This is a genomic window from Pseudomonas sp. SJZ079, assembly GCF_007993865.1.
Lineage (GTDB): Bacteria > Pseudomonadota > Gammaproteobacteria > Pseudomonadales > Pseudomonadaceae > Aquipseudomonas.
On the sequence record NZ_VIUH01000023.1, the window covers coordinates 23,787 to 50,482 of the forward strand.

Annotated in this window: 23 protein-coding genes and 5 pseudogenes; 16 read left to right on the forward strand and 12 right to left on the reverse strand. The window is 62.4% G+C overall.

The window, feature by feature from the left end; genetic code table 11:
* Positions 1–3: 3 nt before the first annotated feature.
* The 9 genes and pseudogenes from FBY03_RS18120 to FBY03_RS18160 form a co-directional block, all read left to right on the forward strand.
* A complete protein-coding gene (locus FBY03_RS18120) occupies positions 4–1,044 on the forward strand; it encodes a branched-chain amino acid ABC transporter permease (protein ID WP_147173757.1) in 1,041 nt (346 codons plus the stop codon).
* Positions 1,041–1,799: an ABC transporter ATP-binding protein gene (locus FBY03_RS18125; protein ID WP_147173758.1), complete on the forward strand. Its 759-nt coding sequence runs from the start codon at positions 1,041–1,043 to the stop codon at positions 1,797–1,799. Before FBY03_RS18120 ends, FBY03_RS18125 begins: the two co-directional genes overlap by 4 nt.
* Positions 1,799–2,515 (forward strand): ABC transporter ATP-binding protein, encoded by a 717-nt coding sequence (locus tag FBY03_RS18130; RefSeq protein ID WP_147173759.1) that lies wholly within the window; start codon positions 1,799–1,801, stop codon positions 2,513–2,515. Before FBY03_RS18125 ends, FBY03_RS18130 begins: the two co-directional genes overlap by 1 nt.
* Before the next feature lie 521 nt (positions 2,516–3,036).
* Positions 3,037–3,438, forward strand: a pseudogene (locus FBY03_RS23570) (methyl-accepting chemotaxis protein); the annotation flags it as partial.
* 123 nt (positions 3,439–3,561) lie between these two features.
* The gene (locus tag FBY03_RS18140; RefSeq protein ID WP_147173761.1) at positions 3,562–4,410 is read left to right on the forward strand and encodes a CoA transferase subunit A; all 849 of its coding nucleotides are present in this window, start codon (positions 3,562–3,564) and stop codon (positions 4,408–4,410) included.
* Complete coding sequence (locus FBY03_RS18145) at positions 4,410–5,192, forward strand: CoA-transferase subunit beta (RefSeq protein ID WP_147173762.1); 783 nt, start codon at positions 4,410–4,412, stop codon at positions 5,190–5,192. Before FBY03_RS18140 ends, FBY03_RS18145 begins: the two co-directional genes overlap by 1 nt.
* The gene (gene pcaF / locus FBY03_RS18150) at positions 5,189–6,394 is read left to right on the forward strand and encodes a 3-oxoadipyl-CoA thiolase (RefSeq protein ID WP_147173763.1); all 1,206 of its coding nucleotides are present in this window, start codon (positions 5,189–5,191) and stop codon (positions 6,392–6,394) included. The genes FBY03_RS18145 and pcaF overlap by 4 nt, the downstream gene beginning before the upstream one ends.
* Positions 6,395–6,557: 163 nt before the next feature.
* On the forward strand, positions 6,558–7,346 hold the full coding sequence (gene pcaD / locus FBY03_RS18155) for a 3-oxoadipate enol-lactonase (RefSeq protein ID WP_147173764.1): 789 nt from the start codon (positions 6,558–6,560) through the stop codon (positions 7,344–7,346).
* 22 nt (positions 7,347–7,368) lie between these two features.
* A pseudogene (locus FBY03_RS18160) lies at positions 7,369–7,575 on the forward strand (YbfB/YjiJ family MFS transporter); the annotation flags it as partial.
* A 63-nt stretch (positions 7,576–7,638) separates the two neighbouring features.
* Here the strand turns inward: FBY03_RS18160 and FBY03_RS18165 are convergent.
* The 6 genes from FBY03_RS18165 to FBY03_RS18190 all read right to left on the reverse strand — a co-directional run bounded on the left by FBY03_RS18165 (position 7,639) and on the right by FBY03_RS18190 (position 12,370).
* Positions 7,639–8,691, reverse strand: coding sequence for a nitronate monooxygenase family protein (locus tag FBY03_RS18165; RefSeq protein WP_147173765.1), 1,053 nt, complete (start codon positions 8,689–8,691; stop codon positions 7,639–7,641).
* 221 nt (positions 8,692–8,912) lie between these two features.
* Positions 8,913–9,644: an SDR family NAD(P)-dependent oxidoreductase gene (locus FBY03_RS18170; RefSeq protein WP_147173766.1), complete on the reverse strand. Its 732-nt coding sequence runs from the start codon at positions 9,642–9,644 to the stop codon at positions 8,913–8,915.
* A 451-nt stretch (positions 9,645–10,095) separates the two neighbouring features.
* Positions 10,096–10,284, reverse strand: coding sequence for a pyridoxal-phosphate dependent enzyme (locus FBY03_RS18175; protein ID WP_147173767.1), 189 nt, complete (start codon positions 10,282–10,284; stop codon positions 10,096–10,098).
* 130 nt (positions 10,285–10,414) lie between these two features.
* A complete protein-coding gene (locus tag FBY03_RS18180) occupies positions 10,415–10,621 on the reverse strand; it encodes a 4-oxalocrotonate tautomerase family protein (protein WP_147173768.1) in 207 nt (68 codons plus the stop codon).
* A 25-nt stretch (positions 10,622–10,646) separates the two neighbouring features.
* A complete protein-coding gene (locus FBY03_RS18185) occupies positions 10,647–11,681 on the reverse strand; it encodes a zinc-binding alcohol dehydrogenase family protein (RefSeq protein ID WP_147173769.1) in 1,035 nt (344 codons plus the stop codon).
* A gap of 26 nt (positions 11,682–11,707) precedes the next feature.
* Positions 11,708–12,370: a DsbA family protein gene (locus tag FBY03_RS18190; RefSeq protein WP_147173770.1), complete on the reverse strand. Its 663-nt coding sequence runs from the start codon at positions 12,368–12,370 to the stop codon at positions 11,708–11,710.
* A 249-nt stretch (positions 12,371–12,619) separates the two neighbouring features.
* Here FBY03_RS18190 and FBY03_RS18195 point away from each other — a divergent pair, with 249 nt between their 5' ends.
* From FBY03_RS18195 to FBY03_RS18220, 6 genes and pseudogenes are all read left to right on the forward strand, one after another.
* Entirely contained in the window at positions 12,620–13,540 is a 921-nt protein-coding gene (locus FBY03_RS18195; protein WP_147173771.1) for a LysR family transcriptional regulator, read from the forward strand.
* A gap of 129 nt (positions 13,541–13,669) precedes the next feature.
* A pseudogene (locus tag FBY03_RS18200) lies at positions 13,670–14,424 on the forward strand (IS630 family transposase).
* Between the two features lie 273 nt (positions 14,425–14,697).
* The gene (locus FBY03_RS18205) at positions 14,698–15,114 is read left to right on the forward strand and encodes an organic hydroperoxide resistance protein (RefSeq protein ID WP_147173772.1); all 417 of its coding nucleotides are present in this window, start codon (positions 14,698–14,700) and stop codon (positions 15,112–15,114) included.
* A gap of 68 nt (positions 15,115–15,182) precedes the next feature.
* Entirely contained in the window at positions 15,183–15,314 is a 132-nt protein-coding gene (locus FBY03_RS18210; protein WP_256677980.1) for a hypothetical protein, read from the forward strand.
* A gap of 302 nt (positions 15,315–15,616) precedes the next feature.
* Positions 15,617–16,348, forward strand: coding sequence for an ABC transporter substrate-binding protein (locus tag FBY03_RS18215; protein WP_147173773.1), 732 nt, complete (start codon positions 15,617–15,619; stop codon positions 16,346–16,348).
* A gap of 148 nt (positions 16,349–16,496) precedes the next feature.
* Positions 16,497–16,652, forward strand: a pseudogene (locus tag FBY03_RS18220) (M20/M25/M40 family metallo-hydrolase); the annotation flags it as partial.
* A 578-nt stretch (positions 16,653–17,230) separates the two neighbouring features.
* Here the strand turns inward: FBY03_RS18220 and FBY03_RS18225 are convergent.
* The 6 genes and pseudogenes from FBY03_RS18225 to FBY03_RS18250 form a co-directional block, all read right to left on the reverse strand.
* Positions 17,231–17,836 (reverse strand): annotated as a pseudogene (locus tag FBY03_RS18225) (IS256-like element ISPa1328 family transposase); the annotation flags it as partial.
* 381 nt (positions 17,837–18,217) lie between these two features.
* A complete protein-coding gene (locus FBY03_RS18230; protein ID WP_147173774.1) occupies positions 18,218–19,879 on the reverse strand; it encodes a fatty acid--CoA ligase in 1,662 nt (553 codons plus the stop codon).
* Positions 19,880–20,166: 287 nt separating this feature from the next.
* Positions 20,167–21,945, reverse strand: a complete 1,779-nt coding sequence (locus tag FBY03_RS18235; RefSeq protein WP_147173775.1) for an acyl-CoA dehydrogenase C-terminal domain-containing protein — start codon at positions 21,943–21,945, stop codon at positions 20,167–20,169.
* A 51-nt stretch (positions 21,946–21,996) separates the two neighbouring features.
* Entirely contained in the window at positions 21,997–22,674 is a 678-nt protein-coding gene (locus FBY03_RS18240; RefSeq protein ID WP_147173776.1) for a TetR/AcrR family transcriptional regulator, read from the reverse strand.
* Between the two features lie 50 nt (positions 22,675–22,724).
* Positions 22,725–23,576: a 3-hydroxybutyryl-CoA dehydrogenase gene (locus tag FBY03_RS18245; RefSeq protein ID WP_147173777.1), complete on the reverse strand. Its 852-nt coding sequence runs from the start codon at positions 23,574–23,576 to the stop codon at positions 22,725–22,727.
* 22 nt (positions 23,577–23,598) lie between these two features.
* Positions 23,599–24,783 (reverse strand): acetyl-CoA C-acyltransferase family protein, encoded by a 1,185-nt coding sequence (locus FBY03_RS18250; RefSeq protein WP_147173778.1) that lies wholly within the window; start codon positions 24,781–24,783, stop codon positions 23,599–23,601.
* 169 nt (positions 24,784–24,952) lie between these two features.
* On the opposite strand from FBY03_RS18250, the gene FBY03_RS18255 reads away from it, so the two are divergent.
* Positions 24,953–25,966, forward strand: coding sequence for an AraC family transcriptional regulator (locus FBY03_RS18255; RefSeq protein WP_147173779.1), 1,014 nt, complete (start codon positions 24,953–24,955; stop codon positions 25,964–25,966).
* The last annotated feature ends 730 nt before the right edge of the window (positions 25,967–26,696 follow it).

Consider the following 26,696-nt stretch of genomic DNA (forward strand, 5'->3'; position numbering starts at 1 on the left):
ACCATGCGTCCCTTACCCCGCACCATCAGCTACCTGCTGTTGCTCTTGACCCTGCTGCTGGCCGCTTTTCCGCTGTTCGGCGAGAGCCTCAGCGGCGAGCAGCACAGCTACCACCTGCAGCAACTGACCCACATCATGATCCTCGCCATCGTCGCCCTCAGCCTCGACCTGCTGGTCGGCGTGACCGGCATGGTCAGCCTGGCCCAGGCGGCGTTCTTCGGTATCGCCGGCTACAGCCTGGTGCTGTTCGCTCCGGAGTTCGAGGCGGTGAACTTCTGGCTGGCCCTGGCGCTGTGCCTGGCGCTCAGCGCCGCCGCTGCGCTGCTGATGGGCCTGTTGATCATCCGCACCTCGGGGATCTTCTTCATCATGGCGACCATCGCCTTCTCGCAGATGCTCTACTACCTGTTCCACGACTCGGCCTTCGCCGGCGGCTCGGATGGCATCTACCTGTTCCTCAAACCCGAGGTGGCCATCGCCGGGGTGCAGCTGCTCGACCTGGAGAACCCGCGCAGCCTGTTCTACCTGGTGCTCGGCTCGCTGGTACTGCTCTACCTGCTGCTGCGCACTTGCCTGCGCGCGCCGTTCGGCCGGGTGCTGCTGGGCATCAAGCACAACGAGGACAGGGTCCGTTCCATGGGCTACAACCCGTTGTTCTACAAACTGGCGGCCTTCGTCATCGCCGGCACCATCGCCGGTTACGCTGGCATGCTCTCGGCCACTCAGTACGGCTTCGTCAGCCCCGGCCAGGTCAGTTGGCAGCTCTCGGCCCATGCCCTGGTGATGGTCATTCTCGGCGGCATGGGCAGCCTGTTCGGCCCCATTCTCGGCGCCTTCGCCTTCGAAGGCCTGCACCAGCTGTTCGCCGGGCTGACCCCGCATTGGGAGCTGCCCATGGGCCTGGTGGTGATCGCCATGGTCCTGCTGTTGCCGCGCGGCATCGCCGGGCTGCTGTTGCAGCTGTGCAGTGCGCGCAAAGCCAAGCCCGCCGACGACGCGGCGCTGTCCACTGCCGTCACGGTGAACAAGGAGACCGGTGTATGACTGCCTACGTTCTACAAACCCAGGGGCTGAGCAAGGCGTTCGGCGGCCTGCGCGCGGTCAGCGATATCTCATTGTCCGTCGCGCCCTGCGAGGTGCACGCGATCATCGGCCCCAACGGCGCCGGCAAGAGCACCATGGTCAACCTGCTGTCCGGCCACCTCAAGCCCAGCGCCGGGCAGATTCTGTTTCACGGCCGCGACATCACCGGCCTGGCACCCAACCGTGTGTCGCACCTGGGCATCGGCCGCAGCTTCCAACGCACCAATATCTTCCCCAGTTTCACCTGCCTGGAAAACTGCTGGCTGGCCGCACAATCGCGGTTGAAGAACTCCTTCCGCTTCTTCCGTCGCTGCGAGGCCTACGCCGAGGTGCGCGAGCGCGCCGAACGGGCGCTGGAACTCTGCGGCCTGGCCCGGCACCGCGACACCCTGGCCGATGCCTTGAGCTACGGCGAACAGCGCCAGCTAGAGATCGGCATGGTGCTGGCCACCGAACCGAGCTTCCTGTTGCTCGACGAGCCCATGGCCGGCATGGGCAAGGACGAGTCGGCGCGGGTGGTCGAGCTGCTGGCAAGGCTATCGAAGCAGTACGCCATGGTCCTGGTCGAGCACGACATGGACGCGGTGTTCAGCATCGCCCACCGCCTGACGGTGATGGTCAACGGCGAAATGCTGGCCAGCGGTCCGCTGGACCAGGTGCGCAACGATCCGGCGGTACAGCAGGCCTATCTGGGCGACGGCGAGGAGCAATTCTGATGAGTACACAAGCCCTGGTGCAGGCTACGGGCCTGCACACTTACTACGGCAACAGCCACGTCCTGCATGGCGTCGACCTGCAGATCCAGCCGGGCGAGACCCTGGCGCTGATGGGCCGCAATGGCATGGGCAAGAGCACCACCATCCGCTCACTGCTCGGCCTGACGCCGGCGCGCCGCGGCGAGGTGCTGATTCGCGGCGAGCGCTGCAGCGGCCGCGCCACCCACCAGATCATCCGCCGCGGCATCGGCTACGTGCCGGAGGGGCGGGGCATGTTCCCCAACCTGAGCGTGCGCGAGAGCCTGATCATGGCCGCCCGGCCAGGTCTGGACGGGCGCCGCGACTGGGACCTGGAACGGGTGCTGGAGACCTTCCCGCGCCTGGCCGAGCGCTTCGCTCATCTGACCGGCAACCTCTCCGGCGGCGAGCAGCAGATGGTGGCGATCGGTCGCGCACTGATGACCAACCCCGAGCTGATGATTCTCGACGAGGCCACCGAGGGTCTGGCGCCGTTGATCCGCAAAGAGATCTGGCAGGTGATCCGCCTGATCAAGGCCAGCGGCATCGCCACCCTGGTGGTGGACAAGAACGTCAACGTGCTGCTCGACCTGACCGATCGCAGCATGATCATGGTCAAGGGCCGGGTGGTCTACGACGGGCCCAGCGCCGAGCTGAAGAGCCAGCCGGAAATACTCCAGACTCATATCGGCCTGTGAGGCCAGGGAACCCGAACATGATCCAGTCGACTGCCATTGAACCTGTGCGCAGCTGGCAGAAGCCTCTGGCGACCCTGCTGCAACTGACGGCCGTGTTGGCGGCCGCGGGTCTGCTGCTCGATAGCGGCCAGCACGGCTGGCTGGCGGTGCTGGTGCTGACCAGCGCCGGGCTGGCCGGCCTGTGCTACCACTGGCTGCCGCCGACCCTGGTGCAACTGCCGCCGGCGCCGTCGCCCACGCCAGAACCGCCGCCGCTGTTGGCGCCGGTCGCGCTTGCGGCGGTGCCCGAGCCGCAGCCTGACCCGACCTTGCCGCTGCGCGCGCCCCTGGCCCAGTTGCTCGACGGCATTCTGCGCACCGAGGAGGACATGCAATACGCCACCGATCTGGCGCGGGCAGGGGGCGAGAAGGTGCAACTCAGCGCCGCCAGCATCCAGGCCTGCGAGGCGGCGATCAGCGAACTGGCCGGCTACATGGGCAGCATCGACCAGGTGTTCGACGAGCTGTCGCAGCAGTCGATGCGCATCGGCGCCATCGTCAGCAGCATCCAGGACATCGCCAAGCAGACCAACCTGCTGGCGCTCAACGCGGCCATCGAGGCGGCGCGCGCCGGTGAGCATGGACGCGGTTTCGCCGTGGTGGCCGATGAGGTGCGCCACCTGGCCCAGCGTGCCAACGAGTCCAGCGAGCAGATCCGCCAGATCGCCGGCGGCCTGCAGAAGTCGGCGCAGGAGGCGCGGGCCGGGGTCGAGCACATCGCCCAATCCGCCAGCACCGGCCTGGATAAGTCCGCCGCAGCCCTGGCTGCCATGGGCGAGATGCGTGCCGGCGCTGCGGCAAGGCTGGCGATAGTCGAGCGCATCGTGCAGCGCCTGAACGAGCAGCGGGCGCTGACCCAGGGCATGGTCGAATTGGTCGATTAGACAGTGTTCGATAATCGAACGGTTAAGCGATTATCGGATTGTTTGGAGGCGCCACTCGGCCTACTGTTGACTCACCCGCCACCTTCAACCGGTGGCATCGTCAACCGAGAGAGAACGACTCCGATGGCCGAAATCATATCCCTTGGCGAAGCTATCCAGCGCTTCGTCAACGACGGCGACACCGTCGCCCTCGAAGGCTTCACCCACCTGATCCCGACTGCCGCCTCCCACGAGATCATTCGGCAGAACAAGCGCGAGCTGACCCTGGTGCGCATGACCCCCGATCTGGTCTACGACCTGCTGATCGGTGCCGGCTGCGCCAAGAAGCTGGTGTTCTCCTGGGGCGGTAATCCCGGCGTCGGCTCGCTGCACCGCCTGCGCGACGCGGTGGAGAAGGGTTGGCCGCAGCCGCTAGAAATCGAGGAACACAGTCATGCCGACATGGCCAACGCCTATGTCGCCGGCGCCTCGGGCTTGCCGTTCGCGGTGTTGCGTGCCTACGCCGGTTCCGACCTGCCGAAAGTTAATCCGCTGATCAAGACCGTGACCTGTCCGTTCACTGGCGAAGTGCTGGCGGCGGTGCCCTCGGTACGCCCGGACGTCACCGTGATCCACGCGCAGAAGGCCGACCGCAAGGGCAACGTGCTGCTGTGGGGCATCCTCGGCGTGCAGAAGGAAGCGGCCCTGGCGGCCAAACGTTGCATCGTCACCGTGGAAGAGATAGTCGACGACCTGAACGCGCCGATGAACGCCTGCGTGCTGCCGAGCTGGGCGCTGACCGCGGTCTGCCATGTGCCCGGCGGCGCCCACCCATCCTATGCCCTCGGATACTCCGAGCGGGATAACCGTTTCTACCAGGCCTGGGACCCGATCGCCCGCGACCGCGAGACTTTCACTGCCTGGATCGATACCTATATCCGTGGCACCGAGGATTTCGCCGCGTTCCAGAAGAAAATCGCGGAGGGCAAATAATGAGCGCCTACAGCACCAATGAAATGATGACCGTGGCCGCCGCGCGCCGCCTGAACAACGGCGCGGTGTGCTTCGTCGGCATCGGCCTGCCGTCCAAGGCCGCCAATCTCGCGCGCCTGACCTCCTCGCCGGACGTGGTATTGATCTACGAATCCGGCCCGATCGGCGCCAAGCCGACCGTTCTGCCGCTGTCCATCGGCGACGGTGAGCTGGCGGAAACCGCCGACACCGTGGTGCCGACCGGCGAGATCTTCCGCTACTGGCTGCAGGGCGGGCGCATCGACGTCGGCTTCCTCGGCGCGGCTCAGGTCGACAAGTACGGCAACATCAACACCACGGTGATCGGTGACTATCACTCGCCGAAAGTACGTCTGCCGGGTGCCGGTGGCGCGCCGGAGATTGCCGGCAGTGCCAAGCAGGTGCTGATCATCCTCAAGCAGTCGCACCGCACCTTCGTCGACAAGCTGGCCTTCATCACCTCGGTCGGCCATGGCGAGGGCGGCGATCACCGCAAGCAACTGGGTCTGCCCGGCGCCGGCCCGGTGGGGATCATCACCGACCTGTGCATCATGGAACCGGAGGAGGGTACCCACGAGTTCATCGTCACCTCACTGCACCCGGGCGTGAGCCGCGAGCAGGTGGTCGCGGCTACCGGCTGGGCCATCCGCTTCGCCGACGATGTCGCCGAGACCGCCGCGCCGACCGAGCTCGAACTCGAAGCCCTGCGCGCCCTGGAAGCCCGCACCGCGGCCGCCCATGGCCAGGCCGGAGGTGAGGAATGAGTCGCGAAGTCTTTATCTGCGATGCCGTGCGCACGCCCATCGGCCGCTTCGGCGGTGGCCTGGCAAGCGTGCGCGCCGACGACCTGGCGGCGGTGCCGCTCAAGGCGCTGATCGCGCGCAACCCGCAGCTCGACCTGAGCCAGGTCGATGAAGTGTTCATGGGTTGCGCCAACCAGGCCGGCGAAGACAATCGCAACGTCGCGCGTATGGCCTCACTGCTGGCCGGCCTGCCGGACACTGTGCCAGGGGTGACTCTCAACCGACTCTGCGCCTCGGGCATGGATGCGATTGGCACCGCTTTTCGCGCCATCGCCAGCGGCGAAATGGAGCTGGCCATCGCTGGTGGCGTCGAGTCCATGTCGCGCGCGCCCTATGTCATGGGCAAGGCCGACAGCGCCTACGGCCGCAACCAGAAGATCGAAGACACCACCATCGGCTGGCGCTTCATCAATCCGTTGATGAAGGCCCAGTACGGCGTGGATGCCATGCCGCAGACCGCCGACAACGTCGCCGACGACTACCAGATCAGCCGCGCCGATCAGGACGCTTTCGCTGTACGCAGCCAGCAGCGTGCAGCCGCCGCCCAGCAGGCCGGCTTCTTCGCCGAGGAAATCGTGCCGGTCACCATCAAGGGCCGCAAGGGCGACACAGTGGTCGAGGAGGACGAGCATCCGCGTCCGGAAACCAGCCTGGAAACCCTGGGCAAACTCAAGCCGGTCAACGGTAACGGCAAGACGGTCACCGCCGGCAACGCCTCGGGAGTCAACGACGGCGCCGCCGCGCTGATCCTGGCCAGTGCCGAAGCGGTGAAAAAACACGGCCTGACCCCGCGTGCCCGCGTGCTGGGCATGGCCAGCGCCGGCGTGGCTCCACGGATCATGGGCTACGGCCCGGTGCCGGCGGTGCGCAAGCTGTGCGAACGCCTGGACCTGCAGGTCAGCGATTTCGATGTGATCGAACTCAACGAAGCCTTCGCCAGCCAAGGCCTGGCGGTGCTGCGCGACCTCGGCCTGGCCGACGACGCGGCCCAGGTCAACCCGAATGGAGGCGCCATCGCCCTCGGCCATCCGCTGGGCATGAGCGGCGCGCGTCTGGTGCTGACCGCGCTGCATCAGCTGGAAAAATCCGGCGGCAAGCGTGGCCTGGCGACCATGTGCGTCGGCGTCGGCCAGGGCCTGGCGCTGGCCATCGAGCGAGTTTAAGTAGCGGAGGAGGGGACAGCATGGTGCTGTTTGGTACCGTCTCGTCTACTCCAATAAAGCCTACGCTTTACACACTCAACACCTGTTGTGCCGGTCGAGCCAAAGGCAAATTCCGACCCGAACCGGCACGTTTATATGAACCGTTGAACATAGGAGTCTCTTCGTGCCCTTCGTACAGCTCGCCGACGGCCCACTGCATTACCAACTCGACGGCCCAGCCGCTGCACCGGTGCTGGTACTGTCCAATTCCCTGGGCACCGATCTGCATATGTGGGATGCGCAGATACCCGCATTCACCGAGCAGTTCCGCGTGCTGCGTTACGACACCCGCGGCCATGGCCAGTCGCTGATCAGCGAAGGCTTTTACAGCATCGAGCAGAATGCCCGCGACGTGCTGACGCTGCTCGATGCCCTGGATATTGCCAAGGTGCATTTCTGCGGCCTGTCCATGGGCGGCCTGATCGGTCAGTGGCTGGCGATAAACGCCGGTGAGCGCCTGGACAAGTTGGTGCTGTGCAATACCGCGGCGAAGATTGCCAGCCCCGAGGTGTGGAATCCACGTATCGACAGCGTGCTGCGTGACGGTCAGGTCGCCATGTTGGCGCTGCGCGACGCCTCTATCGTGCGCTGGTTCACCGCCGAATTCGCCGCTAATCAGCCGGCTAAGGTCGAGGCTGTGGTGGCCATGCTCGCGCAGACCTCGTCGCGAGGCTACGCGGCCAACTGTGCGGCGGTGCGCGATGCCGACTTCCGCGAACAACTTGGTGCGATCCAGGCGCCGACCCTGATCGTCTGCGGTAGCGCCGATCCGGTTACCACTCCAGCCGATGGCCAGTTCATGGCCGCGCGCATCGGCAATTCGAAACTGATCGAATTGCATGCGGCGCACCTGTCCAACGTCGAAGCCGGCGAACTGTTCAGCCGCGCGGTGCTGGAGTATCTAAACGCCTGAAGCTGTCGCAGCGGCGCTGCTTATTTTTCGCGCTCCAGCGTCTAGATCCACCAGTGTATGGCGGAGCACTGTGGCCGGTTTTGCAGCCAGCCTGGTAGGCATTGGCCTTGCGCGATTCGCGTATACACCGCTATTACCCGCGATCATTGGAGTTCAATGGTTTGACGCATCCAATTCGGCTTATCTGGGAGCTGCGAACCTTGCCGGATACTTCATCGGGCTGTTGTTAAGAATTGATTCCAGCAACGCCTAGTGCGCCTGAGCAGTATCCTTGGGTCATACGATCCAGCGGTTAGTTCTGCGCAGCCATCTCCCTTACCAGCGTTGCGACCAGATCGGCTGCCGGCATTTCGCGCGCCAGGGGCGCTCCCTGGCCAGCCCATTGCACGGCAAAGTCGTCGCAGCCTTTGGCAATGGCTGCGGCGTGCAGCGCCTTGGCGGCGTCGTAGGTTACTGGGTAGTCGGGCAACGCCGGTGCCGCTGGGCTCGCGACATCGGTGAACAGGCGATTGACCAGACCGCGCGCGGGCCTGCCGGAAATGGCTGCCGAGATGGCCGTGCGCTCGCCCCGGGGACTCTGCATGGCCGCACGGTACGAGGCATTGGCGGCGGACTCGGGGCTCAGGATGAAGGCCGTTCCCAACTGCGCGCCCGCAGCCCCCAGCTGCATTGCAGCACGGATACTCACGCCATCCATGATCCCGCCCGCCGCGATGATCGGCAGGGTCGAATGACGCGCCAGCGTACGCACCAGGGCGAAGGTACCGATCAGCGCATCCTGCTCGGGCTCGAATGCGCCGCGGTGGCCGCCGGCTTCCGCGCCTTGGGCGACGATGGCGTCGAGTCCGGCAGTAGCGATCAGGCGTGCCTCATCCAGCGAAGTCGCGGTCGCGAGCAGACGAATTCCCCTGGCCTTGAGCTGATCGATCCAATCTTGTTTGGGCAGGCCAAAGTGGAAGCTGACTACGGCCGGACGGGTATCCAGCAAGACCTGAAGCGTTTCAGGATCATCCACGAAGCTTCGATAGATCTCACGCAGGCTGGCCGGCGGCTCGGCATCGAACTCGGCGAACAACGGGCGCAGGTGTTCAAGCCAACGTTGATCGCGCAGCGGATCGAGGCGTGCGGGCTGGTGGCAGAAGACATTGACGTTGAATGCCCGGTCTGTGAGCTCGCGCGTCTGCTTGATCATCGCCTCCGCCTGGGCCGGTGAACTGGCACCGATACCTATCGAGCCGAGCGCCCCGGCATTCGACACTGCCGCAGCCATGCGTGGCGTGGAAACACCGACCATTGGCGCTTGAATGATCGGGAAATCGATTCCGAGTAGTTGCGTGATTTGCATGTTCGGCGGGCCTCTTGCTGGGCGGTTGTGTTTAATTGACGCAAGTTATCTTCAGCGGTCGTAGCGTCAGCATGGCGGAAACTGCTGCGGCGTCAGTACCCCCGATACAGCACCGGCTCGTTGCTGCTGGGCCGTATCGACAGTGCCCAGTATAGGGCGCAGATTTTTACCGGCAGAGGCAAGAAAAGGGAGGCCATGCCTCCCTCGTTCTGCTCAGTCGATTACCACTTGCCAGTGCTCATGCCGCCGTCCACTGCCAGGACGACACCGGTGGTGAAGTCGGCCTTGGCCAGGTACAGCACCGCCTCGGCAATTTCTTCGACGGTGCCGACACGGCCGGAGGGCGCCAGGTTATTCAGGAAGTCGCGCGAACTCGGATCGTGCATGGGGGTATCGATGATGCCAGGCGCGACCGTATTCACCTGGATATTGTGCGGCGACAGTTCGAGGGCCAGCGCACGGGTCATCTGGTTGACCCCACCTTTGATCAGCACCGGCAGCGCCGCAGGGACGGCGATATTAGGTTGCAGGGCCACGGCCGCGGAGATGTTCACGATATGCCCGGCACCGCGCTGGATCATATGCGCGGCAGCTACCTGGGAGCTGTAGACCACGCCCTTGAGGTTGGTATCCAACAGGCTTTCCAGATCTTCCGGGGTGTAGTCGATGAAGGGTTTGGGCAGGAAGAAACCGGCGTTGTTGACCAGCACTTCGACGCTGCCGAACTTCTCGATCGCCGCGGCGAAGATATCGCGAGCGGTCGACGCATCGGCAACGTCACCGGCAACGCCAATGAAATTGTCGGGATTGCCAAGGCTGTTGGCGGCTGCGTTCAGCCCCTCGATAGAGCGTGCGCTGCCGACGACGTTGTAGCCGTTGTCGAGGAAGGCCTTGGCCAGGCCCAGGCCGATTCCGCTGGATGCGCCGGTGATTACTGCGGTTTTCTTGCTCATGCTCTATTCCTCATAAGGGTCATCAGCTGATTGCTAGGAGCCGCTAGGTTTTGCAGGTGAGCTGCTAGTGAGCTGGACTATATTTATGATCCTGGTGCGGATAAATCATGTTCCTTTAACTTCAGTTGATACCTCGTGTAACTAATTGAGCGGCTATCCACGCCCATAGGGCAGGTCTGTTCTGCAACCAGTGGTTAAAGGGGCGGTACAGGCGATCTTGCGCGGGTGGCAGAGGCAGGCCGCCGCCGGTCACAGTCCACAAGCCCGTCTCACGCGGCGGTAGCCGGCGGCATCCCCAGTCGAATGGGGATGCCACTGGATCTGCGAGAGGGTTCAGTTGCTACGATTTCCGACGGCTGCATGCGTGCGCGGTAGATCGGTCTCGTCCGGAGACCGCCACGGAATGACTGGTCGCGCCCTCAACCCGCGCGAGCTTGCCGGGCGGCGCTTGTCAGCTGTAGGCGGTTCTATAGGCAAAGATCCCGGGTAATCCGCCGGTCATGATGAACAGCAGATTGCTGCCGGCGGGGTGATCGCCACGGGCAATGGACTCCAGCAAACCCGCGAATGCCTTGCCACCATAGACCGGGTCGGTCAGCAGTCCTTCCTGGGAGGCCAGGGTTCTGGTTGCCGCCAGCATGCTGGCGGTCGGTGCGCCCTAGGCGTTTCCTCGCTGAGAATCATCGATTTGCAGCGCCTCGGCGGCCAGCTCAGTGCTGCTTAAGCTACCCGGCCGGTCTGGGACTGGCCGAGTCTGGTTCAGGTAGAGGTCACTCCTGGTCTGTCTTGCGATATTCGGTCGTGGTCATACCTGCATAGCCCCAGTTATCGGTGTCTACTTCTTCGATGACGATATGCGTGAGTTTGGGGTCTTTGCCCAGCACTCGTTGCAGGGTGGCGGTGATCTCGGAAATGACCCGGGCTTTTTGCTCCCGGGTAACTCCGTCACGGGTGATGCGAACGCTTACAAAGGGCATGGTGAACCTCCATTGAGAGGGTGGTTTAGTGGCACCAGGGCAGCAGAACAACGCCGCCCTTGGCCCGGTTAGCCGCTACTAGCTCGTGAGCCAGCGCGGCTTCGCTGAGTGGAAGCACCGTGTCCACCACCGGTTGTATGTGACCGGTACGAACGCGATGCATCCAGGTCTTGAGGTCCTCGATGTCGGCCATCAAGGTGCCTCTGATCTGCTTCTGGGTATTTATGAAGCGCCGGATATCAAAGCTGACCTCTGCGCCGGCCATGAACCCCACTGCGACAACGATTCCAAACGGACGTACGGCGTCGATCGTGCGTGCGAAATCGGGGCCGCCAAGGCAATCGATCGCCACATCGACACCTTGCCCTCGGGTCCATTGCTGGATGGCTTCGGAAAAGTCCTCCTCGCCAGTATCGATCACTTTGTCTGCACCGACCTGGCGAGCGACAGACGCTGCCGCCGAGCTGCGCACGGTGGTGGCAACCAAGGCGCCAAGGGCTTTCGCGATCTGAATGCTCATGGCGCCTGTGCCTGAAGCGCCGGCATGAATCAACACCTTGTCGCCGGCCTTGATCTGCCCGACGGTTTGCACCGCCCTAATGGCGGTCAGGAGCGTGACCGGCAGTGTTGCCGCTTGCACCGGCGGCAGCCCCGAGGTATCGGCAACCACCCAGGCCTCGGGCAGTACGATGTACTGGGCGTAGGTTCCCGAGGCATCCAGCCCGAGCAAGCTATAGCTGGGCGCGGCGGTCGCGGGACGGATCGCCCACTCGGCCGGGTTGGCGGGATAACCGGGCATCGCCATCACCCGGTCCCCTACCGCATGGTTCACCGCGCCGGGCCCGAGTTCGGCGACCTCACCAACGGCGTCGGTTCCGAGGATGTGCGGCAGCGTTATGGCAGTGGAGATATCACCCTGGCGGATGTAGTGATCGAAACGATGCACCATAGTCGCCAGAACCTTGATCAGTACCTGCCCAGGCCCGGGACGGGGAGTGGGCAGGTCGACAAGCTCGATCACCTCCGGCCCACCGAAACGGGTGATGACAGCCGCCTTCATCTTCGCAACTCCAATTGGCAGAGGTTTCAGGCCATCGCGGCGGGACGATGGCCCACGCGCTCGAGAACCAGCCGCAGGTTGTGTTTCAGCTCGCGGGCACTCGTGTAGCCCGGCGCCACGGTGTGCAGTTGCCCGTTCGCCTCCAGCAGCAAGGCCGGAAAGCTGGAGACGCCCCAGCTCTTTGCCTGGATGAAGTCCTGCCGGGTTTCGGCAATGGTCGCCTGGTCCCTCCAGGTCGCCAGAAAGGTGTCGTTGTGGATGGGATAGCCCTGACTGCTCATGGCGTGCGCTGCGACCTCCGCCAGCACTTCGCCGCTCGTGGTGTCTCTTCCATGCACGTAAAAGGCCTCCTGCACACGACGGAATACCGGCAATATCGCCATGCCCGGCGCGAGCTTGCGGGCCGTCACCACGGCCCGGCAGACGGGCTCGGTGTCGTACACGAAATTCTCCAGGGCAATGAAAGCGTCGCGGTTTAAGGTCAGGCCGCTGGCGCTTTCAACGCGCGCCCAGTGGCCGAGCCGGAATTGCTTCATCTCTTCGCTCATGACGGCGGTGTCGCCTGCTCGTACTCCGCCCACGACTATCTGCAGCGGCAGTTCGGGATGCGCCTCTGTCAGAGCGGTCAGTTCCTTGCCGAAGCCATAGCACCAGGAGCACATGGGGTCGGCGACGTAAATGAGGTTCATGGGGCTATCCTCTGACTGTTGGCTTGATGACCGGCAATGCGCTGGACTCTTGCGGCCGCTATTCGTAGACGTCACTGGCGCAATCTGAGTGGCGGCCATGGCCGATATAAATTTCTGCAGGGCAACTCACGCGATGAGGCCGAGTCCGGCACGCGCCGGGTTAGTCGTCCTTGGGAGAACTATATTTGTGCTCATCGATTGGATAAATGTAGGCTCGGACACTTCAGTTGATACCTGGTGTAATTAATCGTGAAGCGCCACTTTGATGACCTTCAGCTCGGTAGCATCGAGCTCTTTTGCTTGGCCGCAGAAGAAGGGGGGTTTACCGCAGCAGCGCTGTCCGCCGGCGTCACCCCAGCGGCGGTGAGCCGTTCGATTTCGCGGCTGGAGGAGCGGCTGGCGACGCGTCTGTTCGTGCGAACGACGCGCAGTATTAGGTTGACGGAAAGCGGTCGTGCGTACTTTGAGCAGTGTCGCCAGGCGCTGACCCAACTGGTGGAGGCTGAACGTGAAGTGATGGGCAAGCAGCTCGAACCGACGGGAGAGTTGCGCATCAGCATTCCTACCACCTACGGCCACCACCGAATTCTTCCGCTGCTGCCGCGTTTCAGGGAGCGTCACCCGGGAGTGAAGATCGACATCCACCTGAGCAACAGAAACGTAGACTTCGTGGGGGAGGGCTATGACCTGGCAATCCGGGTGCGCGCTCAGCCCGACTCAACGCTTATTGCGCGCCACCTTGAAGATGCCCGGCTGGTCGTGGTGGCGACGCCGGAGTACCTGGCCCGGCACGGTGCCCCATCGAACCTGAAAGACCTCGGCAGTTACGACTGCATCCAGTTCGAATTGCCCAGTAGTGGCCGGCGCATTCCTTGGCTGTTCAGCGAGAACGGCAAGGAGCGCGAGATCCTGGCCGCCGGTAATTACTGTTGCTCAGACGATGTTCTCGGCGGTGTGACCCTGGCCAAGAACGGCGCCGGCCTGTTCCAGACCTATCGCTTTATCGTCGAACGGGAACTGGAGGAGGGGAGCCTGGTCGAGGTTCTTCAGGAGTTCGGTGGCCGGTCCCGGCCCTTCACGCTGCTGTACCCGCACGGTCGTCACGTTCCGCTGCGCCTGCGTGCTTTTATCGATTTCCTGATGGAGTGCAAACGCCAATGGCCTACCTGAGCGCCAGCAAGTAAGCGAGTTAGGTGAAACTTGCTGACGCGCGAAGCCTTGACGTCACTAGTGTTCTGTCCCGCAAATAACCGGCATAAATAATGTATCTTTCTGCGCTATCCTCTTGGAGATAGCGCGATGCGAAACGGCCGACCCAAACCCCTCCTCGAACTCACTGACGCCGAAGCGGCGCAGTTGCAGTCGTTCGCTCGCAGCCGCTCGCTGCCGGCGTCGCTGTGCCAGCGGGCGCGAATCGTGCTGGCCAGTGCAAGTGGTGAGAGCAACACCGACATTGCGGTACACCTAGGTTTGAGCAAGGCAACCGTGGGCAAGTGGCGTGCGAGCTTCCTGGAGAAGCGGATTGCGGGGCTTTATGACGATGTACGCCCTGGCCGCCCGCGCAGCATCGACGACGAGCAGGTCGCGCAGCTGATCCAGAAAACGCTGCATAGCAAGCCCCGGGACGGGGCGACGCACTGGAGTGTGCGGACGATCGCCGCAGAGACCCATATCTCCAAAAGCAGTGTGCAGCGTTACTTCCAGCTGTTCGGCCTGCAGCCGCATCGCAGCGAATCCTTCAAGCTATCGACTGATCCATTCTTCATCGAGAAGCTGCGCGACGTCGTCGGTCTGTACCTGAGCCCACCGGACAACGCGATCGTGCTCAGTGTTGACGAAAAAAGTCAGTGTCAGGCGCTGGAGCGCACCCAACCGATGTTGCCAATGGGCTTCGGCTACGTCGAGGGCGTGACCCACGACTAGTCAAACGCATCGACCAGTTTGTGCAGGGCTACAACGCCAGCTGCCAACCGTTCCGCTGGACCGCCACAGCGGATTCCATCCTGGCAAAGCTCGAACGACTTTGCTCACGTATTAGCGGGACAGGACACTAGCAGGTCGTTACTTAGACTCCATTCCTTCCATATGCGATGGCCTTCATTCAGTGGCAGGGCCGCCTTCGTGGTGGGTGACCAGGGCGATCTGCTCTCGCGCTGGTTAGTTCGTCACTGTTGATGAGAGGCTTGGACCACGGGAGCTGGAGCGGGTGGCGCCGCTCACGAACTGGGTCCATGAACGGAGAGCATCCTCGAGGTAGTCGACTAGAATTAGTTCGCTCCAATATGCTTGAAAAGTAGTTTCTTAGACGCCTATTGAGGAACTCATTCATGACTCATATCGAAAAGGTCTTGTACACCGCCAAAGTTCATACTTCGGGCGGTCGCGACGGTGCTTCTGTCAGCTCCGACCGCCGATTGGACATCAAACTTTCATCCCCAGGGGCCGCTGGCAACGGCACGAACCCGGAACAGTTGTTCGCCGCAGGCTGGTCGGCCTGTTTCATCGGGGCACTTGGAGTCGTGGCCAGCAGAATGAAGGTCAAACTACCGTCAGACGTGGCCGTCGATGCCGAAGTAGACCTTGGTATGACGGGTAGCGACTACCTCATCCAGGCGCGGCTCAATGTCAGCTTGCCTGGACTGGAACGCGACGTAGCGCGTGCCATGGTGGACGCTGCGCACCAGGCTTGCCCTTACTCCAAAGCCACACGGGGCAATATTAACGTCGAAATAAACCTACTCTGAATCACAAGACACGCTGGGGCTACGGCGCTAAGCATGACGGCGAGCGCTACGCGGTGCATCTGTGTGAGATGTGCTTTTTCGGCACGCTCAGTCATCTACGCCGTGAGCGCTCGGTCAACACCATGTTCGATGGTGGGCACAGTACTGCAGAAGAAGAATTCGGCTTGGTGCGCCGTGACGACTACTGGGGTGACAGCTAGCGTCAGTGGGTCCAGGATACCTGGGAGTAGCTCATGGCTTGCCTAGGCCGCAACGTCCTCACTCAGAACCATATAGCGGCGCACGCTGAGATGACGTTTTCTTTGGCGAAAGTTGCCGCAGGACGCTGCGTTAACCAACCGCGCACCAACGCTATCTATCCCAAGGTGCAGCTGCCTGCGCATCCATGACCGCGCGCATTCACTTGGGTGCCTGGCCCTGCTAGTGAGTGTGCTCATCAGCCTGCGCTAACCAACACTAAACTACCTACCATGGCTTCTCTCCACTGTTTAGGAGAAAGTGTATGCGTCGTGTTCTTGTCCTATTGCTCGGTCTGCTGTTCTGCGCCCTTGCGTGGCCCCAGAACATCATTGCGGCAGCCGACGCATATCCTCCCTACATGGACCCGGCCCATCCCAAACAGGGAATTAGTTTGCAAATCGTCCGGGCAGCGTATGCCACTCAAGGCTACGTGATCGACATGCACTTCGTTCCCTGGGCTCGCGCGATGAATGGTGTGAAAAGCGGCGAGTATGACATCCTGCCAAATGCTTGGTGGACACAGGAGCGGGCGAGATTTCTGCTCTACAGCGAGCCCTATATGCAGAGCGAGATCAAGTTCATCAAGCGCAAGGGCGATCCGTTTGAATATCATGGACTGGGGAGCCTGAGCGGAAAAACGGTGGGTATCGTCAAGGGATATGGCTACGGCGACGAGTTCCTCAATTCCTCCAACTTCGCTCGGCCCGAGGTTTCCGAAATCCTGCAGAACGTCAAGAAGTTGGTTCTCGGCCGGATCGACTTGACCCTCGATGATGAGATAGTCGCCCGCTGGATCATCAAGCACCGTGCACCCACCCTTATGCAAAGCATCGAGTTCACCCAGAACGGCTTGTCCAGCCAGCAGATGCACGTGACCAGCAGTTTGAAGAATCCGCGCCACAAGACCATCATCGACGCGTTCAACAAGGGACTGGCGACAATCAAGGCAAATGGCACTTTCGACAATATTCTTCGGGAAAACGGTCTCAAGTAATCACGGGCAGAGGCGCTGCATTTTGATGAAGCATCTGGTAGCAACCGATCCGGATCAGTCTTCCCGTATCTTCCTGATCTGGTAGGCGATAAATGATGGCGATCACCAGAACGGCCACATAGAGGCCTGCATCCTTGGGCAAAAGGTCGATGCCCAGATGATCACGCCTTCCGCGATGATTTTCGTACCCAGCCGTGGCGGCATCAGCCACAACCCCCGTGAACATACCGATGACGAGCAGTTGCTCAAGGGCGCCGAGGCGCTGCTGGACGTCGTTGTCAGACGTCTGAGCGCCGACCGCTGATTTAACTGCCTTACCCGAATCCGTCGGCGTTTGTCGGCAGCATCTTGGGCTGCGCTGGCTATGGTGTCGAGTCCAGCTTGCTTCTTCAGGATGACGATGGCTCTGATCCGTACTATGCGGATATTTCTAAGCTAACTGTCTTGGAGGTTCTTTAGTTCTACTACCGGTGGTTTGGCTCGCTTGCTTGGGTTCTGTCGTACTCGTGCCGCGCCATGGACTTTGTCAGATACATACACCAGCAATGCAAGGGGCTTTGCCTGTTGCACGTATCCGGCGTGCTGTCGCGGAGCGACTCCCGCCTGATCCGTGCGGCAGGATCGCTTGTAATCGGTTTGAGCGATTTTCAGCAAAACCCACTGCGTGATACCAGATTGCGCAGAACGCAAAGTACAGCGTCTCTCTGGAGTCTTCCTGACTACATACTTCGCATAATGTATATTATGTTAAATTACCAATGTGCGGCTACAACGCTTTCGGGGCTTTTGCTGTGGCTCCTGACATTTAAAGAGACAAAACCTGTTCAAAAAAAATACTGCAAAATCGAGGGTGTGCAGAATTTTGTGTAACCGGGGTTGGGGTTACTGCTGTGGCAGCCTGTCCTCGTAGCTGATCGTAAAGCGCGTCAGCGCCGCCTTCCAGTCACGGATCGGCATCGTCCATTTCTTGCTGATATTGCGCAGCGCCAGATAGAAGAGTTTCAGCAGCGCCTCGTCGCTGGGGAATGAGCCCCGGTTCTTGGTGATCTTGCGCAAACTCATGTTCACCGACTCGAGGGCGTTGGTGGTGTAGATGACCTTGCGGATCTCCGGCGGGAAGTCGAAGAATGGCGTGATCCGGGCCCAGTTGCGCCGCCAGGACTGACCAATCGGCAGGTAGTCGTCGTCCCATTTGGCCTCGAACTCGCCAAGGCGCAGTTCCGCCTCGTCAGCCGTGCTGGATTGGTAAATCCGCTTCAGGTCAGCGGCGACTTCAGCCCGGCGCTTCCAGGACACATAGTTCAGGCTGTGCCTGACCATATGCACGATGCACAGCTGCACGCTGGTGTGCGGGAACACCGCCTCGATCGCCTTGGGGAAGCCCTTCAGGCCATCCACGCAGGCGACGAAGATGTCCTGCACACCGCGATTGCGCAGCTCGGTCACCACCTGCAACCAGAACTTGGCGCCCTCGTTCTGGGCGATCCACTTCGCCGACAACCACGCAACATCCTGGCCCAGCAGCATCAGGCAAGGGCCGCGGCTGGCAACCAGCGTCCCTTCGCGATCGACAACGAAGACATACAGATTACCGACGGTGAACGGCCCCTCGCGACTGAACGTCGCCAGCGCCTGGTCGCCCTCCTGTTGGTAATAGACCACCGCCTTGTCCAGTAGAGTTCGAGCTTCCTGCTCTTCTGCGCTGTAGCGTGAACTGGCGGTTGCTGGCGCTCGACTATCCGCTGCGACGCCCAGTATCGGCAGAGCCAACACGCCCGGCAGAGTACTCATGCGAATCAAATCGGATATGTTGCCGCCTCGTTTCAGAGTTGCTCGTTGCTTCGAGTCGTCAGCGCCGCGGCTTATGCCTCAGCCCTGTGATCCAGCCTCGACCAGTTCGGCTTCGCGGATCAGCTTTTTGTTGATCTTGCCGACGCTGGTCTTGGGAATGTCGCTGGCGAAGCGGATAGTCCGGGGAATCGCCCATTTGTTGATCCGTCCGCTTTCGACGAATTGCAGCAGGTGCGCTTCAATGGCCTGGCGGTCGAGGCTCTCGCCCAGTTTGCAGACTACCAGTGCCATGGGGCGTTCCCCCCACTGCTCGTCGGGAATACCCACCACCGCTACTGCATTGACCGACGCATGCGAGCTGATCAGGCTTTCCAGTTCCAGCGAACTGATCCACTCGCCGCCGGTTTTGATCACGTCCTTGATGCGGTCCTTGATCTCCACCACTCCGCGACCGTCGATCGAGGCCATGTCGCCGGTGTGCAGCCAGCCGCCATCCCAGAGTTCGGCGCCCTTTTGTGGTTCGCCCAGATAGCCCTGGGTCAGCCAGGGTGCACGCACCACGACCTCGCCCAGCGCCTCGCCATCGTGCGCCACGTCGTTGCCGTCGGCATCGACGATGCGCAGGTCGACCAACGGGATAGGTACGCCGGTCTTGATACGCAGGGGCAGCTGCTGGTCCATTGGCAATGCCAGTTCCTCCTCCCGCAGGTGGGTCATGCACAGCAGCGGACAGGTCTCGGACATGCCGTAGCCAACATGGATGCGCATGCCCTTCCCGGCCGCTTGGCCGGCCAGGCCCAGTGTCAGCGCGCTACCCCCCAGGAGGATCTTCCAGCCGGCGAAATCGGTGCGCTGGCCTTCCTCGCATTCGAGGAGCATCTGCAGGATGGTTGGCACGCAGTGCGAGAAGCTCACTTTTTCCTCGCGGAACAGGCGAACCAGCATGTTCGGTTCATAACGACCCGGATACACCTGCTTGACGCCAAGCGTTGTCGCCACATAGGGCACGCCCCAGGCATGCACGTGGAACATCGGGGTGATCGGCATGTAGACGTCGTTGGAGCGCAGCAGCGGCTGGCCCTCATAGGCTGCGAAGGTACCCAGTTCATTGAGGGTATGCAGCACCAGTTGACGATGCGTGAAGTACACGCCCTTCGGGTTGCCGGTAGTGCCTGTGGTGTAGAACAGGGTGGCGACCGAGTTCTCGTCGAAATCGGGGAACTCGAAGCTGGCGTCGGCCTGGCTCAGCAACGCCTCGTACTCCCCCAGCAATGGTAACTCGGCGGGCTGGGCAACGCTGTCGCTCAGCTGAACATAGCCCTTGACGGTGGTCAGCTCAGCGTGGATCTGCGTCAGCAGCGGCAGGAAGTCGTCATGCACCAGGACATAATCATCCTCGGCATGGTTCATGGTGTAGACGACCTGCTCCGGCGACAGGCGGATATTCACGGTGTGCAGCACCGCCCCCAGCATCGGCACGGCAAAGAAGCACTCCAGCGAGCGATGACTGTCCCAGTCCAGCAGGGCCACCGTGTCGCCGGCCTTTACCCCCGCCTCCGTCAGTGCATTGGCCAGGCGCTGGATGCGCTCGTTGAGGGTGCGGTAGTTGTAGCGCAGCTTATCGGCGTAGACGACTTCCTGATCGGGCTGGTAGCGCACGCCTGACAACAGCAGGCGCTTGATCAGCAGTGGATAGTCGTATGCGCCTGGCGCCGGCGGAATTATTTTTGTCTTCGCCATGATCATTTTCCCAACGTTGGTCTTCTGATTTTTTGGTTATGCGAGCGCAGGGCACTCACCTACCTGCACACGCAGGGCTCAAAGCCACGAAACGGCCGTCCGCTCAATAGGACCAACAGTAAATAGCCACCCTCCTGGCGGCTTTACATTCCGTGTCAAAAACTACTCATTTAATGACAAGCTCGCGCCGTTTCTACGACCGCTCCGAGGCGTTCTCAGCGCGAAAGCTGCGCCGCCAAGAGAAGAGGCCCGGCACTTGGCCGGGGCTGCTGTTCGACACAGGCCGCTTAGAACTGCGCGGCGTCCAGCAGGTACAGGCTCTCGCTACCGGCCTTGACCGAGGCGGTCAGGGAGTGGATGCGCGGCAGAATGCGGGCGAAGTAGAAGCGCGCGGTGCCCAGCTTGCTCACGTAGAAGTCGTCCTGGTCCTGCTTGGCCAGCGCGGTGCGCGCCATCAGCGCCCACATATAGGCGTAGGCGGTGTAACCGAACACCTGCAGGTACTCCACCGAGGCGGCGCCCACTTCGTTGGGGTTGGCCTTGGCGCGCTCCAGCAGGTCGGCGGTCATCAGCTCCAGGTTGCCAATGGCCTCTTTCAGCGGGTTGACGAACTCGTTCAGCGAGGTATCGGCGCTGTCGGTGAAGGCCTTGACCTCTTCGGCGAAGTGCTTGTAGAACGCCCCGCCGCTACCGACCACCTTGCGTCCGACCAGGTCGAGGGCCTGGATGCCGTTGGTGCCTTCGTAGATCTGGGTGATGCGGCAGTCGCGGATCAGCTGCTCCTGGCCCCACTCGCGGATATAGCCGTGGCCGCCGAAGATCTGCTGGCCATGGGTAGTGGTTTCCAGCGCCATGTCGGTGAGGAAGGCCTTGGCCACCGGAGTCAACAGCGCCACCAGCTCTTCGGCGCGCTTGCGGGTAGCGGCATCTTCACTGTACTTGGCGGTGTCCAGCTGCATGGCCACGTAGCTGGAGAAGGCGCGACCGCCCTCGTTCAGCGCCTTCATGGTCAGCAGCATGCGGCGCACGTCCGGGTGCACGATGATCGGGTCGGCCACCTTATCTTTAGCCAGCGGGCCGGTCGGCGCGCGGCTCTGGATGCGCTCGCGGGCGTATGCCACGGCGTTCTGGTAGCTGCGCTCGCCCAGGGACAGGCCCTGGATGCCGACGCCCAGACGCTCGTAGTTCATCATGGTGAACATGGCCGCCAGGCCCTTGTTCGGCGCATCGACTATCCAGCCGGTGGCTCCGTCGAAGTTCATCACGCAGGTAGCGGAAGCTTTGATGCCCATCTTGTGCTCGATCGAGCCGCAGGACAGCGCGTTCTTCTCGCCCAGGCTGCCATCGGCATTGACCATGAACTTCGGCACCAGGAACAGCGAGATGCCTTTCGGCCCGGCTGGGGCGTCCGGCAGCTTGGCCAGCACCAGGTGGATGATGTTCTCGGTGAGGTCGTGCTCGCCGCCGGTGATGAAGATCTTGGTGCCGGAAATCTTGAAGCTGCCGTCGGCCTGCGGTTCGGCCTTGGTGCGGATGATGCCCAGGTCGGTGCCGGCGTGTGGCTCGGTCAGGCACATGGAACCGGCCCAGGTGCCGGCGTACATGTTCGGCAGGTACTTCTGCTTCAGCTCTTCGCTGGCGTGGGCGTTGAGCGACAGGCAGGCGCCGGCCGTGAGCATCGGATAGAGGCCGAACGACAGGTTGGCCGAGTTGACCATTTCCTCGACTTGGGCCGAGATCGCCTTGGGCATGCCCATGCCGCCAAACAGCGGGTCGCCGCCGACGCCGACCCAGCCGCCCTCGGCAAAGGTGCGGTAGGCCGCCGGGAAACCGGCCGGGGTCTTCACCGCGCCGTTGTCCCAGCTGCAGCCTTCCTCGTCGCCACTGCGATTGAGCGGCGCGATGCTACCCGCGGTGACCTTGCCGGCTTCTTCGAGGATGGCGGCAGCGGTGTCTTCGTCCACCACTTCGGCCAGGGCCGGCAGTTGGCTCCACAGTTTGGAGACTTCGAACACTTCATTGAGCACGAAGCGCATGTCGCGCAGGGGGGCTTGGTAGTCAGCCATGATTGAATCTCTCAAGTAAAAAGGGCGTGAGTAGCCCGAAGGAAGTAGGGTTCAGGCCTGCGGGACAGCAGTAACGGCTTGCAGTGCTACGACGGTCGAGCCGTCATGATCTGCTTGCGGCAGTACGCCGGACAAAGCTCTCATGATCATGTCATGGGTCAGGGCCAGCCTTTGTGCGGTGTCCAGGCCGCTGGCTGCGCCAGAAATCGACAGGCCGTTGAGCCAGGTCACTGTTGTCTGCACACAGGCCCTGAGCACCGTATCGGCTGCTCGAGCGCCCGCCGCGCGCAGACGAGACAAGAGTTCGTGTTCATACTGCTCGCGCATCTGGCGAATCTGCTGGCAGTGCGCCGGCGACAAGTTGCGCTGCTCCTGTTCAGCCATGAGGAAATGCAAGCTGCGCCGCTCATGTAGTGCGATATGCGCCCGCAGCAGACCTTCCAGGCGCTGCGTGGCCGAGCCCGCGCGGGTCAGCGTCGCCGCGTCGTGCAGGTCTTCGTAGAGCTCCTCGATCAGTTCGAAGAGCATTTGCTCCTTGCTGACGAAATGGTGGTAGAACGAGCCGGCGCCGATTCCCAGGCGCAGGGCCAGTTCGCGCATGCCGACCCGAGAGAACCCACGTTCGGCGAACAGCTCCAGGGCCTTGCTGCGAATCTGCTCGATCCGCGCCAGCGACGCATCATCTGTCTGCTCGGGACAGTCGTGACTGGTTTTGCGCTTGGTATTCATGACGATGGACTCCTTGGCGCACCCGACAGCGCTCAGTACCCGGCTACGGATCAGGGATAGCGATGAAAGCCTTCGCCGCTCTTGCGGCCAAGGCGACCGGCCGCCACCAACTCGCGCAGCAGCGGCGCAGGACGGTACTTGGGATCGCCGAACTCACGCTGGAAGGCTTCCACAATCGCCAGCAGGGTATCCAGGCCGATCAGGTCGGCCAGCGCCAGCGGCCCCATGGGCTGGCCACACCCCAGCTTCATGCCGGTATCGATATCCTCGGCGCTGGCCAAGCCCTCCTGCAGGACGAAGATGGCCTCGTTGATCATCGGTACCAGGATGCGATTGACCACAAATCCCGGACGATTACCGGCGCTGATGGCGACCTTGCCGATGTGCTCGGCGAAGGCCAGGGTATGCGCCTGGCAGCTATCACTGGTCTGCACACCGCGGATCACCTCCACCAGCGCCATCAGCGGCACCGGGTTGAAGAAGTGCAGACCGATGCACCGCTCTGGGTGGCTGACCCGCGCAGCGAGCTGACTGATCGACAGCGACGAGGTGTTACTGGCGATGATCGCCTGGGCATCGACTTGGGCACTGAGCTGTTCGAGGATGCGCAGCTTGAGTTCGAGGTTCTCGGTGGCTGCCTCGATCACCAGTCCGGCATTGGCCAGACTGGCATAATCGGTCGAGGTGCTGATCCGCTCCAGGCTCTCCTCACGCTGCTCGGCCGTCAGCATCCCCTTCTGCACCTGGCGTTCCAGGCCGCCGGCGATGCCATTACGGGCCTGGTCCAGCGCCGCCACGGCAACATCCACCAGGGTCACCTGGAAACCGGCCAGGGCACACACTTGAGCGATGCCGCTGCCCATGATTCCGGCGCCGACCACGCCAATTCTTTCCAGATTCATGCTGTTCACCTGTCAGTGCCGTTCAGACGCGTTCAAAAATCGCTGCGATGCCCTGGCCGCCGCCGATGCACATGGTCGCCAGGGCGTAGCGACCCTGGGTGCGCTGCAGCTCGTGGATGGCCTTGGTGACGATGACCGCCCCGGAGGCGCCGACCGGATGGCCAAGGGAAATGCCCGAACCATTGGGGTTGACCTTGGCTGGATCGAAGTCCAGTTCGCGGGCCACCGCGCAGGCTTGAGCGGCAAAGGCTTCGTTGGACTCGATGACGTCCAGGTCGGAAACCTTCAGGCCAGCGCGCTGCAGGGCCAGACGGGTCGCCGGAATCGGTCCCAGGCCCATCAGTTCCGGCTCTACACCGGCATGGGCGTAGCTCACCAGGCGCGCCAGCGGGCGCAGTCCATCACGCTGTACTGCCGTCGCGCTGGCCATGACCACCGCGGCGGCGCCGTCGTTGAGTCCCGAGGCGTTGCCAGCGGTTACCGTGCCGTCTCGCTTGAATGCCGTGCGCATCTGCGCCAACTGTTCCAGAGTGGTCTCCCCGCGCACGTGCTCGTCGACCTCGAACAGTTGCACACCTTTGCGCGTCTTCAGCTCGACCGGGACAATCTGCCCGAGAAAACGTCCCTCGGCGATGGCCCGCGCCGCTCGCTGCTGGCTCTCCAGGGCCAGGGTATCCTGAGCTTCGCGGCTGATGCCCATGCGCTCGGCGATGTTCTCCGCGGTGACACCCATGTGAATGTTGTGGAAGGGGTCATGCAGGATGCCTAGCATGTAGTCGACGGCTTTCATATCGCCCATGCGCCCGCCCCAGCGGGCGCCAGGCAACAGATAGGCGCCGCGACTCATGGACTCGGCGCCAGCGCCAACGGCGATGTCGCAGTCGCCCAGCAGCAAGCTCTGCGCCGCCGAGACGATGGCCTGCAGGCCGGAACCGCAGAGGCGGTTGACGTTGAAGGCCGGGCTTTCCTTGGGAATGCCCGCGTTGACGGCCGCCACCCGTGAGAGATAGGCGTCCTGCGGCTCGCTGGGAATGACTGTACCCATCACCAGGTGACCCACCTGCGAGGCGTCGCAGCCGCTGCGTTGCAGTGCGGCCTTGACTGCGGTGGTGGCCAGATCGGCCAGCGGTACATCCTTGAGCGATCCGCCGAAGGAGCCGATCGCCGTCCTGGCGGCGCTAACGATGAAAACTTCAGGATTGGACATGGGAGATTCCTATGGCGCTGGCATCCTGAGGATGCGAGAGAAGGTTGGGCGCGAGGCCGTCACAGCGAGATAGACTAGGGGGCAACATGCCCCCTGCCTATGCCGAAAATGACCGCTTTGTCTGATGTTTTTTGCAACCTCCGATAACCACCCGCAACGAGCGAGCGCCATGCAAGAGAAGGACTCGGTGTCCACGTATTTTGTCCGTGCCGCCCTCTACGGGCTGGGTGATGACCCACAGCGTATTAGCCAGGTCCTGCTGCGGGCAGGCATCGCCGAGCCGTTGCTGTCAGCATCCAACACTCGCGTCGCCGCCACGCGATTTGCCGCCCTGTGGCTGGCGGTGGCCCAGGAGTTGGACGATGAGTTCCTTGGCTACGATTCCCACGGCATGCCCCTGGGCAGCTTCGCCCTGATATCCCGCGGCCTGATCCAGACGGACAGCCTCGGTCAGGCCTTGCGCCAGTGCCTGGGCAGCTTGCGCCTGTTCATAAGAGACATTCAGGGCAAGCTGTCGCTGCACGGAGAGCGTGCGGTGATCAGCTTGCACAACCACCAGCAGGACCCGACGGTGCGTAGCGTCGCCGAGGAAATCTACCTGAGTGCAGTACTGGGCCTGCTCTGTTGGCTGGCGGGAAGGCGTATTCCCATTGATCGCTCGCAGTTCGGTCATCCGCGGCCCGACCATAGCGATGACCACCTCTTCTGGGGGCCAAACCTGACCTACGAGGCGAGCCATACCGAAATCGAGTTCGCCGCCAGCTATCTGCAACTGCCGGTGGTGCAAGATCTGCCGGCGCTGAAAAGCTTCCTGCGCACCTCGCCACAATGGCTGATCGTCCGCTTCAGCAACCGCCAGGGACTCAGTGCCTGGGTGTACAAGGCGTTGCGCCATTGCAGCTACGAACAGTGGCCGACCCTGGCTGAGATGGCGGCCGAACGGACCACGAGTGTCGCCAGCTTCCGCCGCCAGTTGCAACGCGAGGGCTTCTCATTTCAGGAATTGAAAGACGAGGTACGCCGCGCCATTGCCTTTGACTGCCTGCACAACCGCGAGTTGAGTATCGCGGCGATTGCCGAGAAAGCCGGTTTCCGCGAAGCCAGCGCCTTTCACCGGGCCTTCAAGCAGTGGACGGGCGAAAGTCCCGGCCACTATCGAATGAAATGGCAAAAGGACGCCTAACAGGCCGTTGAAAAACTACCTACAGGGACAGCCGGGGTTGCACCTGGCCGTCGCCATTATTCCTGCGGCGCAAAAGGGGGCAAACCGGCGTTCTGCAACGGTCCGATCGAAGGTCCGGTCGTTTGCCGCAGCGCGGCAATTTCGTCCCAGATGACGTTTACCAGGTGACTGCGGCGCTCATAGAATCGCCGCCCTATCGCGAGATAGATCGGTGCCTCGCCGAAGGGGACCGGCAATACCTCCAGGCGGAGCTGTCCGCCGGACGATAGAGCACCAAGCGGGTGACACCCAGGGCGCGTAGCGGATCCGCCTTTCCAGAGCGACGCCATATAGGCTTGATATTCTGACGTTACCGAAGCCCCGGCGGCGCCACTGTACAAACCCTCCTCCACCCCCGTCCACCCCCGCCAGGCATCGACGCCATGGTTGGGGGACAAAATTCACACGCCATCCCTGGCGCTCCGCCGCCTGCCGGATCAGCTGTTGGCTGCTCCCCTCGCGGTCGGGAAAGGTGAAGGGTGGAAAAGCCTCGTCGCTGATGCACACGGACAGCGTTGCCCCTATACGGGAGCGGCCATACAGAGCGGCAGCAGGAGAACTGCCAGGAACCGGCGGGATCGGCTGATTCCCTGCCCTGCCTCGCTCCCGCGCGGACACACTGCCAGCCTTCGTCCGTACAAAAAACTCAAGGCTTCGGTGTATCCGCCAAGGCAACGCCGCCATCGTTTAC

Coding starts and splice junctions, on each gene's coding strand:
- FBY03_RS18245 (WP_147173777.1), bottom strand. CDS start 23,576: ATGAATCTGGAAAGAATTGGCGTGGTCGGCGCCGGAATCATGGGCAGC.
- FBY03_RS18125 (WP_147173758.1), top strand. CDS start 1,041: ATGACTGCCTACGTTCTACAAACCCAGGGGCTGAGCAAGGCGTTCGGC.
- FBY03_RS18250 (WP_147173778.1), bottom strand. CDS start 24,783: ATGTCCAATCCTGAAGTTTTCATCGTTAGCGCCGCCAGGACGGCGATC.
- FBY03_RS18215 (WP_147173773.1), top strand. CDS start 15,617: ATGCGTCGTGTTCTTGTCCTATTGCTCGGTCTGCTGTTCTGCGCCCTT.
- FBY03_RS18175 (WP_147173767.1), bottom strand. CDS start 10,284: ATGCTGGCGGCAACCAGAACCCTGGCCTCCCAGGAAGGACTGCTGACC.
- FBY03_RS18205 (WP_147173772.1), top strand. CDS start 14,698: ATGACTCATATCGAAAAGGTCTTGTACACCGCCAAAGTTCATACTTCG.
- FBY03_RS18185 (WP_147173769.1), bottom strand. CDS start 11,681: ATGAAGGCGGCTGTCATCACCCGTTTCGGTGGGCCGGAGGTGATCGAG.
- FBY03_RS18230 (WP_147173774.1), bottom strand. CDS start 19,879: ATGGCGAAGACAAAAATAATTCCGCCGGCGCCAGGCGCATACGACTAT.
- FBY03_RS18170 (WP_147173766.1), bottom strand. CDS start 9,644: ATGAGCAAGAAAACCGCAGTAATCACCGGCGCATCCAGCGGAATCGGC.
- FBY03_RS18180 (WP_147173768.1), bottom strand. CDS start 10,621: ATGCCCTTTGTAAGCGTTCGCATCACCCGTGACGGAGTTACCCGGGAG.
- FBY03_RS18210 (WP_256677980.1), top strand. CDS start 15,183: ATGTGCTTTTTCGGCACGCTCAGTCATCTACGCCGTGAGCGCTCGGTC.
- FBY03_RS18235 (WP_147173775.1), bottom strand. CDS start 21,945: ATGGCTGACTACCAAGCCCCCCTGCGCGACATGCGCTTCGTGCTCAAT.
- FBY03_RS18145 (WP_147173762.1), top strand. CDS start 4,410: ATGAGCGCCTACAGCACCAATGAAATGATGACCGTGGCCGCCGCGCGC.
- FBY03_RS18165 (WP_147173765.1), bottom strand. CDS start 8,691: ATGCAAATCACGCAACTACTCGGAATCGATTTCCCGATCATTCAAGCG.
- pcaF (WP_147173763.1), top strand. CDS start 5,189: ATGAGTCGCGAAGTCTTTATCTGCGATGCCGTGCGCACGCCCATCGGC.
- FBY03_RS18140 (WP_147173761.1), top strand. CDS start 3,562: ATGGCCGAAATCATATCCCTTGGCGAAGCTATCCAGCGCTTCGTCAAC.
- FBY03_RS18190 (WP_147173770.1), bottom strand. CDS start 12,370: ATGAACCTCATTTACGTCGCCGACCCCATGTGCTCCTGGTGCTATGGC.
- FBY03_RS18255 (WP_147173779.1), top strand. CDS start 24,953: ATGCAAGAGAAGGACTCGGTGTCCACGTATTTTGTCCGTGCCGCCCTC.
- FBY03_RS18240 (WP_147173776.1), bottom strand. CDS start 22,674: ATGAATACCAAGCGCAAAACCAGTCACGACTGTCCCGAGCAGACAGAT.
- FBY03_RS18130 (WP_147173759.1), top strand. CDS start 1,799: ATGAGTACACAAGCCCTGGTGCAGGCTACGGGCCTGCACACTTACTAC.
- FBY03_RS18120 (WP_147173757.1), top strand. CDS start 4: ATGCGTCCCTTACCCCGCACCATCAGCTACCTGCTGTTGCTCTTGACC.